The sequence below is a fragment of the Coleofasciculaceae cyanobacterium genome, assembly GCA_036703275.1.
Classification (GTDB): Bacteria; Cyanobacteriota; Cyanobacteriia; order Cyanobacteriales; family Xenococcaceae; genus Waterburya.
The window spans coordinates 20,997-38,055 of record DATNPK010000098.1 but is presented as its reverse complement, the minus strand read 5'-3'; the positions used below and the strand labels follow the sequence as shown (position 1 = coordinate 38,055).

The 17,059-nt window shown below is 40.5% G+C and carries 19 protein-coding genes; 11 read left to right on the top strand and 8 right to left on the bottom strand.

Annotation, left to right across the window (positions count from 1 at the left end):
* Positions 1–140 precede the first annotated feature (140 nt).
* Positions 141–1,769 carry a chaperonin GroEL gene (gene groL / locus V6C71_21160; protein HEY9770969.1) on the top strand — a complete coding sequence of 543 codons (1,629 nt, stop codon included), beginning with the start codon at positions 141–143 and terminating at the stop codon, positions 1,767–1,769.
* A gap of 117 nt (positions 1,770–1,886) precedes the next feature.
* Here the strand turns inward: groL and V6C71_21155 are convergent, their stop codons facing one another.
* On the bottom strand, positions 1,887–2,045 hold the full coding sequence (locus tag V6C71_21155; protein HEY9770968.1) for a hypothetical protein: 159 nt from the start codon (positions 2,043–2,045) through the stop codon (positions 1,887–1,889).
* 4 nt (positions 2,046–2,049) lie between these two features.
* Here V6C71_21155 and V6C71_21150 point away from each other — a divergent pair, with 4 nt between their 5' ends.
* The gene (locus tag V6C71_21150; GenBank protein HEY9770967.1) at positions 2,050–2,778 is read left to right on the top strand and encodes a Bax inhibitor-1 family protein; all 729 of its coding nucleotides are present in this window, start codon (positions 2,050–2,052) and stop codon (positions 2,776–2,778) included.
* 286 nt (positions 2,779–3,064) lie between these two features.
* Positions 3,065–3,232, top strand: coding sequence for a hypothetical protein (locus tag V6C71_21145; protein HEY9770966.1), 168 nt, complete (start codon positions 3,065–3,067; stop codon positions 3,230–3,232).
* A 140-nt stretch (positions 3,233–3,372) separates the two neighbouring features.
* Here the strand turns inward: V6C71_21145 and V6C71_21140 are convergent, their stop codons facing one another.
* Positions 3,373–3,924: an NUDIX hydrolase gene (locus V6C71_21140; protein HEY9770965.1), complete on the bottom strand. Its 552-nt coding sequence runs from the start codon at positions 3,922–3,924 to the stop codon at positions 3,373–3,375.
* Positions 3,925–4,116: 192 nt separating this feature from the next.
* Here V6C71_21140 and V6C71_21135 point away from each other — a divergent pair, with 192 nt between their 5' ends.
* Positions 4,117–4,464: a translation initiation factor gene (locus V6C71_21135; GenBank protein ID HEY9770964.1), complete on the top strand. Its 348-nt coding sequence runs from the start codon at positions 4,117–4,119 to the stop codon at positions 4,462–4,464.
* A 157-nt stretch (positions 4,465–4,621) separates the two neighbouring features.
* Positions 4,622–6,139 (top strand): BamA/TamA family outer membrane protein, encoded by a 1,518-nt coding sequence (locus V6C71_21130; protein ID HEY9770963.1) that lies wholly within the window; start codon positions 4,622–4,624, stop codon positions 6,137–6,139.
* Between the two features lie 131 nt (positions 6,140–6,270).
* Here the strand turns inward: V6C71_21130 and V6C71_21125 are convergent, their stop codons facing one another.
* Together V6C71_21125 and V6C71_21120 are read right to left on the bottom strand one after the other, a co-directional pair.
* Positions 6,271–7,035 carry a DUF2232 domain-containing protein gene (locus tag V6C71_21125; protein HEY9770962.1) on the bottom strand — a complete coding sequence of 255 codons (765 nt, stop codon included), beginning with the start codon at positions 7,033–7,035 and terminating at the stop codon, positions 6,271–6,273.
* A gap of 107 nt (positions 7,036–7,142) precedes the next feature.
* Positions 7,143–7,850, bottom strand: coding sequence for a Crp/Fnr family transcriptional regulator (locus tag V6C71_21120; protein HEY9770961.1), 708 nt, complete (start codon positions 7,848–7,850; stop codon positions 7,143–7,145).
* A gap of 455 nt (positions 7,851–8,305) precedes the next feature.
* On the opposite strand from V6C71_21120, the gene V6C71_21115 reads away from it, so the two are divergent.
* Both V6C71_21115 and pgsA read left to right on the top strand, forming a co-directional pair.
* Positions 8,306–8,980 (top strand): sugar transferase, encoded by a 675-nt coding sequence (locus V6C71_21115; GenBank protein ID HEY9770960.1) that lies wholly within the window; start codon positions 8,306–8,308, stop codon positions 8,978–8,980.
* A gap of 64 nt (positions 8,981–9,044) precedes the next feature.
* Entirely contained in the window at positions 9,045–9,593 is a 549-nt protein-coding gene (gene pgsA, locus V6C71_21110; protein HEY9770959.1) for a CDP-diacylglycerol--glycerol-3-phosphate 3-phosphatidyltransferase, read from the top strand.
* Here the strand turns inward: pgsA and V6C71_21105 are convergent.
* Complete coding sequence (locus tag V6C71_21105) at positions 9,542–10,474, bottom strand: NAD-dependent epimerase/dehydratase family protein (protein ID HEY9770958.1); 933 nt, start codon at positions 10,472–10,474, stop codon at positions 9,542–9,544. The two genes, pgsA and V6C71_21105, sit on opposite strands and share 52 nt — an antisense overlap.
* Positions 10,475–10,594: 120 nt before the next feature.
* On the opposite strand from V6C71_21105, the gene V6C71_21100 reads away from it, so the two are divergent.
* The 3 genes from V6C71_21100 (at position 10,595) to V6C71_21090 (ending at position 14,091) form a co-directional block, all read left to right on the top strand.
* Positions 10,595–11,029 carry a GFA family protein gene (locus V6C71_21100; protein HEY9770957.1) on the top strand — a complete coding sequence of 145 codons (435 nt, stop codon included), beginning with the start codon at positions 10,595–10,597 and terminating at the stop codon, positions 11,027–11,029.
* Positions 11,030–11,212: 183 nt separating this feature from the next.
* On the top strand, positions 11,213–12,835 hold the full coding sequence (gene prfC, locus V6C71_21095; protein HEY9770956.1) for a peptide chain release factor 3: 1,623 nt from the start codon (positions 11,213–11,215) through the stop codon (positions 12,833–12,835).
* A gap of 125 nt (positions 12,836–12,960) precedes the next feature.
* Positions 12,961–14,091, top strand: a complete 1,131-nt coding sequence (locus tag V6C71_21090) for a geranylgeranyl reductase family protein (GenBank protein ID HEY9770955.1) — start codon at positions 12,961–12,963, stop codon at positions 14,089–14,091.
* A gap of 357 nt (positions 14,092–14,448) precedes the next feature.
* On the opposite strand, the gene V6C71_21085 is transcribed toward V6C71_21090, so the two are convergent.
* Together V6C71_21085 and V6C71_21080 are read right to left on the bottom strand one after the other, a co-directional pair.
* Positions 14,449–14,904, bottom strand: coding sequence for a GNAT family N-acetyltransferase (locus V6C71_21085; GenBank protein HEY9770954.1), 456 nt, complete (start codon positions 14,902–14,904; stop codon positions 14,449–14,451).
* Positions 14,905–14,969: 65 nt separating this feature from the next.
* Positions 14,970–15,578, bottom strand: coding sequence for an HAD family hydrolase (locus V6C71_21080; protein HEY9770953.1), 609 nt, complete (start codon positions 15,576–15,578; stop codon positions 14,970–14,972).
* A 158-nt stretch (positions 15,579–15,736) separates the two neighbouring features.
* Between V6C71_21080 and V6C71_21075 the strand changes: the two genes are divergently transcribed.
* Entirely contained in the window at positions 15,737–15,898 is a 162-nt protein-coding gene (locus tag V6C71_21075; protein HEY9770952.1) for a hypothetical protein, read from the top strand.
* An 84-nt stretch (positions 15,899–15,982) separates the two neighbouring features.
* On the opposite strand, the gene V6C71_21070 is transcribed toward V6C71_21075, so the two are convergent.
* Complete coding sequence (locus V6C71_21070; GenBank protein HEY9770951.1) at positions 15,983–16,846, bottom strand: shikimate dehydrogenase; 864 nt, start codon at positions 16,844–16,846, stop codon at positions 15,983–15,985.
* Between the last annotated feature and the right edge of the window lie 213 nt (positions 16,847–17,059).

Genomic DNA, 17,059 nt, shown 5'->3' with positions numbered 1-17,059 from the left:
GTCTTTTGATTAAATTACTAGATGGTCACTCTTACATATTGTTTTGTTGTGACTATTGACAAGTAGCCACTACAAAAGCTTTACAGCACAAAGAATTTAATCTATCCGTAGTTCATTTCTATCGAAGGCAAATCAAATATATGGCTAAATCTATTATCTATAACGACGAAGCCCGTCGTGCGCTAGAAAAAGGAATCGATTTATTGGCAGAAGCGGTAGCCGTTACCCTTGGTCCTAAAGGACGCAACGTAGTCCTGGAAAAAAAATTTGGCGCGCCCCAAATTGTCAATGATGGAGTAACGATCGCCAAAGAAATCGAGTTAGAAGATCACATCGAGAATACAGGCGTATCCTTAATTCGTCAAGCAGCTTCTAAGACCAACGATGTTGCTGGAGACGGAACTACCACGGCGACAGTTTTGGCTCATGCCATTGTCAAAGAAGGCTTACGTAACGTGGCAGCAGGGGCAAACCCAATTGCCATTAAGCGTGGTATTGATAAAGCAATTGAGTTTCTCGTCGGCAAAATTAAAGAGCAGGCTCAACCCGTGGGCGATTCCAAAGCGATCGCTCAAGTAGGAACAATCTCAGCAGGTAACGATGAAGAAGTCGGCAACATGATTTCTCAGGCGATGGATAAAGTCGGCAAAGAAGGTGTAATTTCTCTAGAAGAAGGTAAGTCTATGACTACTGAACTAGAAATCACCGAAGGGATGCGCTTTGATAAAGGCTATATCTCTCCTTACTTTGTGACCGATACCGAACGCATGGAAGCAGCTTTAGAAGAGCCTCTAATTCTAATTACCGATAAAAAAATCAATCTGGTACAAGACTTAGTTCCTGTATTAGAACAGGTAGCTCGTCAGGGAAAACCTTTGGTAATTATTGCTGAAGACATTGAAAAAGAAGCTTTAGCTACCTTAGTGGTTAACCGTCTCAGGGGTGTGCTAAACGTGGCAGCTATTAAAGCTCCTGGTTTTGGCGATCGCCGTAAAGCAATGCTAGAAGATATCGCTGTATTAACTGGTGGACAAGTAATCTCTGAAGATGCAGGTCTAAAATTAGAAACTGCCACTGTCGAGACGCTCGGTAAAGCTCGTCGGATCAACATTACCAAAGACAGCACGACTATTGTTGCCGAAGGTAATGAAGCAGGGGTTAAAAGTCGCTGTCAGCAAATTCGCCGTCAAATAGAAGCAAGCGATTCTTCTTATGACCAAGAAAAACTACAGGAGCGTTTGGCTAAACTTTCTGGTGGTGTAGCGGTAATCAAAGTTGGTGCTGCGACTGAAACCGAAATGAAAGACCGTAAATTGCGTCTTGAAGATGCGATTAACGCAACTAAAGCAGCGGTTGAAGAAGGTATTGTTCCTGGTGGCGGTACTACTTTAGCTCACCTGGCTCCCGGCTTAGAAGAGTGGGCAAGTGCCAACCTCAAAGATGAAGCCCTAACTGGTGCAACTATTGTGGCTCGTGCTTTGACTGCTCCTTTGAGAAGAATTGCCGAAAATGCAGGTCAAAACGGTGCTGTAGTTGCCGAAAGAGTTAAAGAAAAAGACTTTAACATTGGCTTTAACGCTGCTACGAATGAATATGTCGATATGTTTGAGGCTGGTATTGTTGACCCGGCCAAAGTAACTCGTTCTGCACTGCAAAACGCTGCATCGATCGCGGGAATGGTATTAACTACTGAATGTATTGTGGTTGACAAACCCGAGAAAAATAAAGGTGCTGCTGCTGCTGGCGGTGGCGGTGATTTTGATTATTAATTTTCAAGCTATCAGTTAGTAGCTAATTGCTTGGAATCAAAAGCTATCTCATCCAATATGGGATAGCTTTTTTGATTGAATGAGAATAGAGCCGATCTGAATTCTTGCAACGTGAATTCACGATTGATGATTAATTAGAGCGATCGCCTTGAGCAAAAAATCTCGCCTGTAATATTCGGTAATCCGACACCACTTTAAGATTGTTATCTGAATTAAAATCAAAATAAACAAGCAGGCAATAAGTAAGTTTAAACTATCAATATAGATTTCAGTCACAATTATGAGTAATACTAGTAACTTTAAAAAAGCAATGCAGGAGGTTCAAGGACAGTCAGTCCTCGGTCCAAATGTCATTACCAATGCACTTCCTTATTTAGGTGGGGGGTTAGTCTTAACCGCTTTAGGAACTTATGGCGGTTTGGGTGTAATTGCCTCTCGTCCTGATTTATTTATGCCCACCTTTATTGGGGCAATCATTGCCGAATTAGTTCTCTTTTTTGTAGCTCGTGGAGTTGCTCAACAGGGAAATAATAGCACCGCTTTACCTTTGCTTGCTCTCTACAGCCTCTTGTCTGGCTATACTCTTAGCGGTATCGTTTATCTAGCTTTAAGTAATTCTGGAGTGGGTATTCAGGGAGTTGGTATTGCAGCACTTGGTTGCGGTGTCACTTTTATCGCAGGACGCAAAATTGGCTCTAATCTATCGGATGAAGATGGGTTGGCTTTAGCGCAGACGGTGCGTCTTGGGGTTACAGCCTTATTAGTTGTCTTGGTAGGACAATTACTATTTTCTGTCTTTGGAGTTTACACTCCTAGCTGGTTAGAAGTTGCTATTTCTGGAGTTGGGGTTGCCCTCTTTGCAGGTGTAGCAGTAGTTGACTTTTATATTTTGCCTCGCACATATAAAGATGAGCAATATTTACCAGCTGCTCTTTCAATGTATCTAACCTATATCAACCTCTTTGTATTTATTCTCCGTTTGTTGATTGCTATGAACAGCCGCGATTAATTTTTGGCAGTTAACTAATTTTCATTAAACAATTACTTTGCCGTTTCTAGTTAATTCTAGAAGCGGTTTTTTTAGAGAAAACTCCGAGGATTGCTGTTTTATAGGTCTTAGATTCTGGTATGAATACTGAAGTAGTTTTTATTTAGCGTGATTAGACTGAGTTTAATACAAGCCTTAATCTATTAAGTCTTTATACTTTAACCGAGCGACTAAATTATTTCGAGCGGAAGTTAATGCTGAAGACATTAGTTAGGGTCAACTAATTTTAAAACTTGGTTTAGTAACAATGCGTTGGAAATTATTCGTCGAGTTTTGTCTAACAGTTGCAATTGTTTTTATTGTGGCGGGAGATGTATTTTTACCTCAACCTTACAGCAATGGTAGCCAGCAATTGAAAGTTAATCTAAATCAATTTTTGATTAGTCTATTGGCTCGTAAATCAATTTTTGACTAGTCTATTGCCTCGTAAAGCAATTATTGACTTTGACCCTAAAATCCCTCTTTATAGTTAAAGCCAGACTACTTAGCAAGATCATTAAAAATTGCGATCGCATCAAAAAGCAAAAGAATCGATCGCCCATGACAAGTGAGCGATTACCGTTTTAAATAAGCTCGCGCTAGATAAAAACAGGCGATCGATTTTCCGTCTATCGGTTCACCTGATAGAATTGCTGTCTCCAATTCTGCTTCACTCATCAATACCACTTCAATATCTTCGTCTTCGTCTTGTTCAGGTGGAGTTTCCAACTTTTCTAAATCTTGTGCCAAAAAAGCATAAATATATTCATCAGAATATCCTGGTGCTAGGATAAATTTGCCCATATCCTGCCATTTGCTAGCTTTATAACCCGTTTCTTCCTCTATTTCTCGCTTAATTGTCTCCAAGGGAGATTCCTGGGCTTCTACCGTCCCCGCTGGAAATTCTAATAATCTACCCTCTACAGTAAAGCGATACTGCTTGACTAAAACAAACTTACCATCAGCAGTTACGGGAACAGCTAAAGCTCCCCCAGGATGACGAATACATTCCCATTCTCCTGTAACACCATTGGGTAAACGCAGTTTAATTACCTCATAATCAAATTTGCGTCCTTTGTACGATAGCTTTTGCTCTAAAATTTCTGGAGGTTCGTTACTTACGGACATGATATTTACTGGTATTCCCTCGATTGCACAAACATCATATCTTGGCAGTGCTGATTTGAGTTGAAGAGTTGATGATTTTTAGCTAGAGGCTATAAACTCTAGATGAGAAATCGATTGACAAAATTAAGTTCTACTTCTCAACTTTTTACTTACACCAACAATCGACATTTATACCTATCAACTAACAAAAACATGGCTGAAAAACGTAAATCAAATCAAAATCGTATTGCTTATCAAGAATTTGGCAACAGTGATAATTCTCAAGCGTTAACTAGAGGAGTTCCTGATTTACCACCCAACAAACAGGATCTGAGAATACAGGCAACGCGATCGGGGCGTAAAGGTAAAACCGTCACTATAATCGCTGGATTTCAACACCAGCCTGAAACTCTGGTTAAACTTTTGAAAAAGTTAAAAAGTCAATGTGGTAGTGGTGGTACGGTCAAAGATAACACTCTAGAGATTCAGGGAGAGCATAAACAGCAACTATTAGAAACTTTAACGAAATTAGGTTATAAAGCTAAAATTAGCGGTGGCTAAAGCTAAATAATCAGAACTTGAGATCAAGAACGATCGCTCTTGTCTGAGAAAATACAGGTATTGCTAAATTCTTCACCTAGTTAAAGGATCGATTGCCTTGTCTCGAAACACAACTTTAAATTCAAAAATTAAGTATTTGGCTATTTGCTCGGTTTTGATGAGTTTTAGCACAGTATTCGCAGCCAGCAGTGTTGTGGCTCAATCAGCATCTAATATAGTTGAATCAAATAAACCTAAGCAGAAAGAGCGATCGCGCCCTCCCGTATTTTCAGGGCAAAAAGTTCGTTCGGAAGCTGTTGTTCCTGTGGGAAATAACAAAACTACCATTACCGATGTTGTGGTGCGCTATGTGGATGAGAATGGCAATCTGACTACAGGCAAAACTAATCCTGACGTGATTACCAGAGAATTTGCTCTCCAACCTGGAGATAATTATGATGCTCGGTTAGCCAAAGAAGGTTTAGAGGGAGTTTTAGATTTAGCGATTATTGAGCGTGCTAGTCTTACTCTAGAAACAGTTGCAGACAATCAGGCGGTAATGGCGATCGCAGTTCAAGAAAGCAGTAATTTTTCCCTTGGCTTTGGTTTAACTTTACCGCCTCCTACAGCTCTCCAGGGGCCAGTTAGACCTACTAGTGTCAACGCAGTATCTGATAGTGCTAGTGGTTTTGGCGGCGGGGTTCAGGTAGGTTTGATCAACCTCGGCGGTAACAATCAGGAAATAGATTTAGGTGTAGAAGGGGGAGCGCAAAATTTTGGGCTTAATTTAGGATATAGAAAGTTTTTTCAACACGATCGCGGTATTGGAGTCAACTTATTCAGCCGCAGGGCAGTAGAACCCGAATTTGATGAGAGCGATCGCGATATAGATTTGCCTGATGATGACGATCCTTGGATACATCGTCTCGGCGGTGGAGTAGAGTATTTTCAACCACTAGGAAAAGATTTTCAAGGTGCGATCGGCGTTTCTTATCAACGAGTAGCCGTCAGAGATGGAGCGTTTTCTGACAATACTGAACCGCGAGATGAATTAGGTAATCGTTTGATGGTAGATGATGATGGAGATGATTTGCTGACGTTAAATTTTGCTGCGGTATTGAATCGGCAAAACAATCCCAGAAATCCTACTCGTGGCTACAAGCTGGAGTTTGGTAGCGATCAATATTTTCCGATCGGCGAAGCTGACATTTTAGCCAATCGTCTAGCTGCTAACTATACTCAATACATTCCTCTTCCCTTATTTGGCTTTGCTAAAGGGGCAAAAACCTTGGTTCTCAATGTTCAGGGAGGAACTATTTTAGGGGATGCAATTCCCTACGATGCTTTTATTTTAGGCGGTTCTAGTTCAGTGCGAGGTTATGACACTGCCAAAATTAGTACCTCTCGGAGTTTTATTCAGGCTACTGCTGAATATCGCTATCCTATTTTTGGTTTTAACCTGTTCAATAATGATATTGATGTAGGAGGGACATTATTTATTGACTATGCTACCGATTTAGGTTCTGCTGATGCGGTAATTGGTCAGCCTGCTATTGTTCGAGATCGCTCAGGAGATGGCCTAGGCTATGGTCTAGGCTTACGTGCCTTAACTCCTATTGGTGCTGTGCGGACAGAATTTGCCCTTAATGATCAAGGAAATACTAAGTTTATTTTTACAGTCGGCGATCGCTTTTAAAATCTTTTAAGATGTATTTGTTTTACCCTAAAAGCACAAATTATTGCTTTTTAGCTCTTAGCTATTTGTCCTTACATTAAAGGTTGGTTCAACGCTTAGCTCTCAGATTTATTATCATCATGATCTATCGTCTAATAGTCTAATAAAACTCTAACCCATTCAGGAGGACGAGAAATAGGATTATTTAAACGATCTAGCAACATCAAAGCCACTAAATGTACTGCAAATAGATAAACTAAATTCTGGACAATAATCGATCCTATAGCCAGAGTTTGAATCAAGGCAAAATCTGGCTGTGCCAAGATACCTAACTTGAAGAAAATCCAGTCTAGCAGCTGGGTAATTTGAGTAATCGCGTAGATCCAAAGGTTTTCTCCAACCAAAATAGAAGTCAGCCAAAAACGAAAAAATAGTCCCAATGAGCCAATACCAGCACCCAAGCCAATTGAAAATAGCCAGCTTACTTTACGCTGCCAACAAGCCCCTAGCAGTACTCCCATAAATCCGTAAGGCATCAGAAAGATAACGCTTCGAGTAGGTCCCATTAAAACTAGCAACAGTAATCCGGACACAATTGCTGCCATCCAAGAAGCACGATTACCTCGCCTCAAATAAATAAGCGCAATGGGAATGGGAAAGAAAACTTTTAAAACCGGTCCCAGAGGGAAGTAATAATTAATTAGCCATACCAGACTAGCAGCGCTAGCTAAAAAAGCAGTTTCTACCATTACTATCGTATTAGTAGCAGTCTTAGTCTGTTCGTTCGTTTTTTTGGAGGAGGATGCTGTGTAAGCTTGAATTATCGGCTCAGAATCTCCATCGACCCAGTTAATCTCGTTCTCATCAGCCTGATTAATAGCGTCAGATAATGATCGTTTATGGTCTTCTGTAGACATAGGGTTATTTAATTAGTTAAACCAATAAAGATATTTGATAGGTCTGATACTAATCTGATACTAATATGAGAGACGAGTGTAATATCGCTGTAGTTAGTTTGAATATATTAACAAATTGTGTCTTCTAAAGCAGGAAGATCGGGTATACGCATTGAATCTGCGTTTCTTTGAATCAAACCTTTCTTTTCTAGTTTAGTCAATACTCTGGTAACAGTTTCCCTCGCTAATCCACTTAAACTACTTATTTCTCGATGAGGTAAATTGGGAATTTCTGTGCCTTTTTCGCCTTCTGTTCCCTGTCCCTCTACTAAAAACAAGATAGCATCAGCAACTCTTGAAATACTGCTAGCTTCTCGTAATTGAAGTCGTCGGTTGACTTGGCGTAATCGCTTTGCCATTAATTGAACCAAACGAACTCCTGCCATGGGTTCAGTATTAATCAGATTAACAAAATCTTCTGCTGGTATTCTACCAATTAAAGTTTTGGTTAAGGTAATAGCATCTGTTGAACGCGGCATTTTATCCATTGCTGCCATCTCACCAAAAATTTCGCCTCTACCCAAGATATTAAGAGTAATTTCTTTGCCATCTAGGTTGTAGGTACGAATTTTTACCCATCCTTCTAAAATAAAATACACTGAGCCACCCCAATCATTTTCTAAAAGCAATACTTGATTTGGCGGATGAGAGATGGTCACAAAATGAGTCGCTATTTTATGAATACTATCTTCTGGTAAATCAGACATAAACGGAACTAATTGAATTAGTTCTTCATGATTAATATTGGACTCTAGATAACGAGATTGGTCTTCCATGGAGAAGTCGATCTTAAGTTCGCTGTAAATATATCCTTTGTATCATTAAAAAAAAAAAAATAATTGAATTTATAGCAAGCAATCAAAAGAAACGAGGCTTTTTGTAGGATTATTGATAAATTTTTTTTTCTAACTTCGTTAGCGCAAAAAAGGAAGTTGTGTAATGTGCTTTTTAATGCGAAATAACTATTTAAAATAGTTCTAAAACTTAATGAAATTAATTACAGCTAATCCGAGCTAGCACTCGCTCAACAGAATTTTAATTGTTTTGATTACATAACTAAGCTGCAAAACAATTAAATTACATACAATCTTTAAAATCAACAATTTTTTGTTAAAGATTCAGTAAAGAGAACCTTGATTTGTGGCAATAGAGAAGTCCAACCAAATAGTATTACAGAAAGAACATAATAAAACAGTATTAATTATAAAATCTAGCTATTAAATTCTTTTTTATGACTTATCCTGCCAATTTGCATCCTCGTGATATGAGAGTTCTGCCTTTCCGTACTGAATCTCAAGTTCATCCATCAATAGATAGCAAAGCTAAACGAATATTAGATATATTCGGCGCAATTATTGGTCTGGTTATTACAGGAATTGTTGCCATACCTGTGGCGATCGCCATGCAGCTCGATAATCCTGGTAGTATTTTTTACAGTCAAGTTCGTTGTGGTTTTGAGGGAAAGCCGTTTAAGATTTGGAAGTTTCGCTCGATGATTGTTAATGCAGATCGAAAACAGCATTTAGTAAAAAATCAGGCCAAAGGACAAATTTTTAAAAACGAAAACGATCCGCGCATTACCAAAGTTGGTCGTTTTTTACGCCGTACAAGCTTAGATGAATTCCCCCAATTTTGGAACGTTCTTCAAGGTGATATGAGCTTAGTCGGTACTCGTCCACCAACTATTGAAGAAGTTGCCATGTATGAAGATCATCATTTTAAACGTTTGAAAGTAAAGCCTGGTATTACGGGTGAATGGCAGGTCAAAGGTCGCTCAGCAGTATTAGACTTTGAGGATATTGTGCGTATGGATCTTAATTATCAAAAAAGATGGTCTTTGCTCTACGACATCAATTTAATTATACGTACCGTTGCTGTAGTTTTAATTCGTAAAGGAGCTTGTTGAAGCTAGAATTTGAAAACACTGTGATTAATCTTCCAGGTTTTACAAATTAATATCAAGATGTTTTATGAATCTTCCTACTTGGATTACTTTATCTCGTCTAATCGGACTGCCATTTATTCTTTACTTGCTTCACTCCCCCACACCAGACAATCGTTGGCTCTGTGTGGGGATTTTTGTGGTCGCAGCAGGGACAGACTGGGTAGATGGCTATCTGGCTCGTCAATTAAACCAAGTGACAGAATTAGGTAAATTCCTCGATCCACTTGTAGATAAGCTTTTAGTATTGGGTACATTGTTAGCTTTAATTGAACTTCAGCTAGTCCCTGCTTGGGGGGTATTTCTAATTCTAGCCAGAGAATTAGCGATCGCAGGATGGCGCGTCAACCCCAAACTTACAGGAAACAGCAGCATTTCAGGGGCAAATATTTGGGGAAAGCTTAAAACCGTAATGCAAATTATTGCGATCGCTTTTTTAATTGCTCCCCTCTCTTCACAGTGGGATCTTCCCAGCACCGTTTTGTTTTGGCTAGCAGTCGCATTTAGCTTAATCTCTGGCTGGATTTATATTTTGCCTAATATTTCTTCATCCAACAAAAAATCTATTTTTGAGTGATCTCTTGCCGAGGCGAGATAGTCATTTTGGAAAGAGTCTTTCAAACCCGAAACTAAATCATACTTCGGTTGCCAATCCAAATCAGTTTTCGCCTGATGTATATCTGCAAAGAAGTGCTGTTGACGTATCGGAAAAGCCTTGCGTTTACCAAAGTCAAATTTAGCAGGATCGTAATGAACTAGCTTCACTTCAGATGATTTACCCGCAGCTTCAGCACAAGCATAAGCTAACCCGTCGAAAGTGACGTAGCGATCGCCTGAAATATTATAGATTTTACCAATAGCAGTTTGATTATCTAAAACGCTAGCCATTGCCAAAGCTAAATCTTGAATATGACCAAACTGGGTAATATACATTCCGTTACCTGGAATAGGGATTGGGCGATCGCGTACAATGCGATCGAAGAACCAGGCTTCTAAATCGTTGTAGTTTTGAGGTCCATAAATATACACTGGGCGAATAGAAGTCCAGGGAATACCCGACTCAGCTAAATAAGCTTCCGTATGATGCTTGCCTTTGTGGCGACTGTTGGGATCTACAGGATCGCCTTCAATATGTGGCATTTGAGATGATTTAGCGTATACTCCAACAGAACTTACATAAACAAAATGCTTGACCTTAGCGTTAAAAATTTCGACTAAAGGTTGAGTATCGCTTAATTCCCGTCCATTATTATCAAAGATCGCATCAAAGCTTTCCCCTGCTAGCTTTTCTTTTAGCTGGCTTGCATCCTGGCGATCGCCTTTAATCTGCTTTACTCCCTCTACTGGCGCGGGATGATTACCCCGATTAAATAGTACAACCTCATGTCCTTGCTCAAGTAAAATTTTAGTCAGGTAAACTCCAATAAAGCGAGTCCCCCCCATCATTAAAATTCGCATTGCTTATCTCCTCTAAATACTTGTGTGATAATTTTGGACTAACTCTCATCCTAAAACTTATCGGCGATCGGTAAGAAATGGTGAGTGATATATTTTTTTGATTAATCATAGAGGGAAAACTTGGCTCATCTCAAAGGGGAATGTTTATGTGGCAAAATTCGCTACGAATATCAGGGTGCAACTGGTAACTTAGTTCACTGTCATTGTTCTAAATGTCGCAAGTGGCATGGCGCAGCCTTTAGAAGTCGTATGGTAGTTAAACAAGATGGCTACGAACTAATTCAAGGAAAAGAGTATTTGGCTCGTTATCAAGCTACACCCAATGTAATTAAAACTTTTTGCCAAAATTGTGGTTCGAGTTTAGCCACTATTTATCCTTGGCGAGATAATTTACTCGGCTTGCCTATTGCAGGGTGCGAAGGAGAACTAGATGAATATCAAGAATTTCATATTTATACTGGCTCAAAAGCTAAATGGTGGAGAATTACCGATGATTTGTCTCAATATGAAAATATGCCCGAAGATAAGACAATTGTTCACTGTATCGATGAATAGAAACTAAGAAAAAGTGATGTCGCGATCGCTTTTGGCCACTGCTCAAATAAAATAAATACAATGCTAGAGCCTCCAATTTTTTGATGCCATGATGTAAGAATTTTACTTGCTTCGTCTTTGATAAATATTATGGATCTTGACAAGCGATATAATATCTTTAACAATTGACGCTAAAAGTATTCCATGCCCGCAGAACTCCAGACTGAAATCGAACAGGCTGTATCTAGTCGCCGTAATTTTGCTATTATTTCCCACCCCGACGCAGGAAAAACCACCCTAACAGAAAAGCTCTTGCTTTATGGGGGTGCAATTCACGAAGCGGGTGCGGTTAAAGCCCGTCGAGAACAGCGTAAGGTTACTTCCGACTGGATGGAAATGGAACAGCAGCGGGGAATTTCGATTACCTCTACAGTATTGCAGTTTATTTATGACAATTTTCAGATTAATCTTTTAGATACTCCTGGACACCAAGATTTCAGTGAAGATACTTATCGTACCTTGGCTGCTGCGGATAATTCGGTGATGCTGATTGATGCCGCTAAGGGACTTGAGCCACAGACTCGTAAATTGTTTGAAGTCTGCCAACTGCGATCGCTCCCCATTTTTACCTTTGTTAATAAGCTCGATCGCCCAGGAAGAGATGCTTTTGAACTCATTGATGAAATCGAGCAGGAATTGGGCTTACAGACTTATGCAGTCAATTGGCCGATCGGTATGGGCGATCGCTTTAAAGGCGTATTTGACCGTCGCGAACGTAAAATTCACCTATTTGAACGTCGTTCTCACGGCAGTAAGGCAGCCCAAGATACGGTAATCGAACTAGGCGATCCTCGCCTTGAAGAATATCTCGAACAAGAGCTTTATTTTCAGCTAAAAGAAGAATTAGAAATCCTTGATGAGATTGGAGCAGAATTTGACCTAGAACAGGTTCACGCAGGGAAAATGACCCCGATTTTCTTTGGCAGCGCCATGACCAACTTTGGAGTAGAGCTATTTCTTAAAGCCTTTTTAGAATATGCACAAAAACCTGAATCTCACAATTCTTCTATTGGCGTAATTGAGCCTACTTATGAGGAATTTACGGGGTTTGTCTTTAAACTACAGGCAAACATGGATCCTAAACATCGCGATCGCGTGGCGTTTGTGCGCGTCTGTACGGGGAAGTTTGAAAAAGATATGACGGTGCAACACGCTCGTACTGGTAAAACTGTGCGCTTGTCTCGTCCTCAAAAGCTATTTGCTCAGGGTAGAGAATCTCTTGATGAAGCTTTTCCAGGGGATATTATTGGTTTAAATAATCCTGGAGTATTTGCGATCGGCGATACGATTTACAACGGTAAAAAAATAGAATACGAGGGTATTCCCTGTTTTTCGCCTGAAATTTTTGCTTATCTCAAAAATCCTAACCCCTCTAAATTCAAGCAGTTTCAAAAAGGGATTAAAGAATTGCAGGAAGAAGGTGCAGTACAGGTAATGTATTCTACCGATGAATTTAAACGCGATCCTATTTTGGCAGCCGTAGGACAGTTGCAGATCGAAGTAGTGCAGTTTCGGATGCAAAACGAATACAACGTAGAAACGGCGATCGAGCCTTTACCCTACAGCGTAGCCCGGTGGGTACATGGTGGTTGGTCAGCCTTAGAAAAAGCGGGTCGAATCTTTAATGCGATCGCCGTTAAAGATAACTGGGGTAGACCAGTCCTGCTGTTCAAAAACGAATGGAACCTACGCCAAATTCAACAGGATAAGCCAGAGCTTCAGCTAAAATCTATCGCTCCTGTAGGTTCGGGAATGCAGCCAGATTAAAAGAAGCAGAGCAAGGAAGATGATTAGTAACTGATGACTAATTACTAGTTTGTTGCACATTTGTTTTGCTTGATTTAATGTGTTAAAGGTTTTAAAACAATCTTTATTAAACAAGGTATTGCTATATGTTTGACTGTATTATCGTAGGTGCTGGTCCTGCTGGAAGTAGTGCTGCTTATCATTTGGCGAAGCAAGGACATTCAATTTTAGTAGTAGACAAAGCGGATTTTCCTCGTACTAAATCCTGTGGAGGTGGTGTTTCTCCTGCGATCGCTCAATGGTTTGATTTTGATTTTTCTCCTGTAGTGCAAAATCATGTTTCCCAGGTTAAATACACTTTTAAAATGGGCGATCCTGCTGAGGTACAGCTAAAAGATGTTACTCCAATGTGGATGGTACAGCGCGAGCAGTTTGATAATTTTTTGATCGAGCAAGCTATAGGTCAAGGAGCAGAATTCAAAAGCGGAGTGGAGGTTAAAGGAGCTATTTTACAGGGTGATACTTGGCAAATTCAGACTAGTGCAGGAACGTTTGAAGGCAAGTATTTGATTGCAGCAGATGGAGCTAATAGCACCGTAGCGAAGCTATTGGACATGAGTAACACTTCAACTATTGCAGGAGCTAGTTTACAAGTACCAGGAGCAGTGAGCGATCGCCGTAAAGTAACGGCATTTTTTGACTTTGGGTCTTTAAAGAACGGTTTTATGTGGTGTTTTCCTAAAGCTGACGGCTATTCGTTTAGTGCTGCTTATGTACGTAATCCTCAAGGGAAGACTGATGAGCTAAAAAAACAGTTAACTAAGTATGCAGAATTATTTAATTTATATGCCAGTCAAGGAGAATACCAAGAACATCCTTTAAATCTATGGCATGAAAATCGCACCCTACACAGCGATCGCGCTTTATTAGCGGGAGAGGCAGCAGGAATAGTCGATCCTTTGATTGGGGAAGGCATTCGACCAGCTATGTTTACAGGAGTAAAGGCAGCAGGAGCAGTTATCGGCGCGCTCAAGGGAGAAGCTAATGCCTTAGCCGACTACACAGAGTCGATAAATCAGGAATGGGGAACGAATTTAGCTAAAGCTGACTTCCTGGCAGGTTTGTTCTATAAAGCACCTAAAATTGCCTATAAAGTAGGGGTTAAACGTCCTGCTGCGGGTCAGTTGATGGGTAAAATTCTTTGTGGCGAATTGAGTTATTCTCAAGTTGCCGATAAAGCGACTCAGAAATTAAAGTTTATTCCAGGGATAGGGTGAATAAAGGTATGAGGGATAAGGATAAGGTATTCTAAAATGCTCAATGCTTAATGTCAAAGTCCCAAATATATCTTTTGTAATGGTTCGGACAGTTTTTTTAACGAACTTATAAGGCTTACAGAACAAGGGTTATCAAAATTCGGCTTTTTTTATTATGTTCGCTAACGATAGATACGAATTCTATAGCCTTTCAGCCTTTGAAATCATTCAAATTTTGTCCGAACCATTATTTTAGAAAGTGTTTATAAAATAGACATTAACGCCCCCGTTCACCCGCCGCCAGTAGCCTCTGCATCACAATAATAAACTTGTGGCGGTCGGTGTGCAACGGGCTTGTATGCGGCTGATTAGATTCTTTCACTTGTGTTTCTCCATGAACACGAACGACAAATTTTTATTTATCTCCGCATTCTTGAATATCCTATACCCAAGCCGCTCATAAAGATGAATATTGCGATCGCTCTTGGTTCCCGTGAACAGTTCAAACCGTTGCACTTGACCGAAACATGACTCAAACGACTTGATTAACGCCGTGCCGATGCCTTGTCCTTGATGATTGGGATGAACAATTAGCCGCTCAATATAGCAAGTATTTCCTGCTTGATAACCTCTGACTGAACCAATAATCTTGCTCTCAACTTGAGCCTTCAAGAAAACTTTACCAGTGAAGTTAACCTCTAATTCTTCCATCGTTTGAATCAGCGGTGGAATACTAAAGTCCTTGTACAGCTTTGCTTCACTCTGATATGCCAACTTTTGCAGTTCGAGAATGGCTGCTGCATCTTCAGTTGAAGCATATGTGATATTTTTCATTATCTAACAGTATCGCTTTCTGCAACATCAGGCGCAATCAGCATAACGTAGAGGTGACCGACATGTTAGGCGGCACCTGAGTCAAATCTAGTTAGCCCATTGAGTTTTCTTCCAACGGGAACAAAGTTCCACCCAAGCGCCTTTGCAGCGGCGGCATCCCAATGGCCGTCCCCATAGTAAGTAATGGTGGAAAAGACGCCATTGAGTTGTCGCAGCGCGTAAAGCATTATTTCCTGCCTCTGGAAATGGTCATCGGACGTAGCCAACGGAACGCCTGTCACAGGAAAGCCCGACATCGATAGCTTTAGTAGCGCCGATCCGCGCCAGCCTCCTGTAGCGTACGCAATCCGATGTGTGGGTGAATCGTGCAGACCCTCCACAAAGGCCTTGGCACCCGGAATCTCTGCAAACGGTCCGTGGTCAAAAACATGATGACGAACGCTGGCAACAAACCGGTCTCGAACTGCCGCTACTGTGTCTATCGTTGCGTCTATAGAGTTGTCATTAAGAATCTCGGCCAATATCCCAGCAGCAGTGAATTGGGTGTACATACTCCAAGTCGGACGCAAGTTAACACTGCCAAGTACATCGCGGACTGCTGCCAAGTACAACGCGTCGTCATTCGCGTCGGATTGCAGAAGCGTTCCATCAATGTCAAAAATGACTGCCTTCATTGTTGTGACGCCTAACTATTTATTATGCGGAAACTTTCTGAATATCTACCCTGTAGGGGATAAATTAAAGAATTTTTCCGTATATCTACTTCGTATGGAATGATATCACGAAACTTTCGGTATATTCGACGGTGATATCGCGACTTTTTCAGGATATCATGTCAAATAAGTATAATATCGCGACTTTTTCTGAATATCATTCTGTGGAAAAACCGACTAAAAAACTGCTTGAACAGGTTAGCGATGTCATTCGTCTCAAACATTATACTCATGTGTTAAATCGAGGCGGTAGAGGGGTTATAAGTCCTCTCAATCCTTAAAAAATTTCGGTTATTTAACTATAGAGCAGCGATCGCTTAAATCTCAACTTTGATCGCTCTTAAAAAAGATTTTTTATATTTACTTTATAAACAGTTTTTTAGGGAATTTCGCATCACTTCTACAGGGACTGGTTGCTGTAGCCAAATTTTGAGAGCAGCTACTCCCTGTTGCACCAGCATTTCTAGACCGTCGATCGCCGTTGCTCCTTGAGCTTGAGCTAGTTTAAGAAACTGTGTCGGGTTAGGAGTATAAATTAAGTCGTAGGCGATCGCATTTGATTTAAGTTTCTGCATCAATGATTCCTCGACAGGAGAAGCATCTACATGAGGTGACATTCCTACGGGAGTTGTATTAACCAGTAAATCCGCAGCAGCAATTAAGCTAGTTAAATTATCCCAGTTATGTATTTTCAGTCTTGAAGTAATATTTGGCGCGTGTGACCAACTTTGATAAAATCGCGCTAACTTATCGGGATTACGTCCAACAATATGAATCTCTTGGCAGCCCAGGTTAGTCAAACCAGCAATTACTGCTCTAGCTGCACCACCGTTACCCAAAATCACAGGAGTCATCTGTGTCCAGTCGTGGGTCATAGTTTTTAAAGGAGCAATAAAACCGACCGCATCAGTGTTTGTACCTTTCCAACCAGAGGCAGTACGCCAGACGGTATTAACCGCACCAATATTAGCTGCATCAGCGGAAATTTCGCTCAGCAGAGGAATTATCTCTTGTTTATGAGGAATAGTGATGCTAAATCCAACTAAATCGACGGCAGTGAAACCAGCGATCGCTTGAGCTAAGTCTCCCTGCTTAACTGGAAAAGGTACGTAGATATAGTCCAGTCCTAAACGCGCGATCGCTGCATTGTGCATTACTGGAGATAAGGAATGTTCTACAGGATCGCCGATAATCCCAAGCAGTTTAGTTTTTCCTGTGATTAGTTGCATCAAATTTAACTATTGTTTGCTGGCTGATAAATAGTTTCTACCTATTAAACCCTATTAAACAATATCTCATGCCACAATGTAGCTTAAATTTGTTTGCTTACAGGCGAAATAGTTTTTTTCTCAAATAGTCTCGATCCCTTCCTAAATATCGATGTAATTATCCCCAATACCTGAGGCTCAAACTTAATCTAATTCAGATATTGCTCCCAGTTT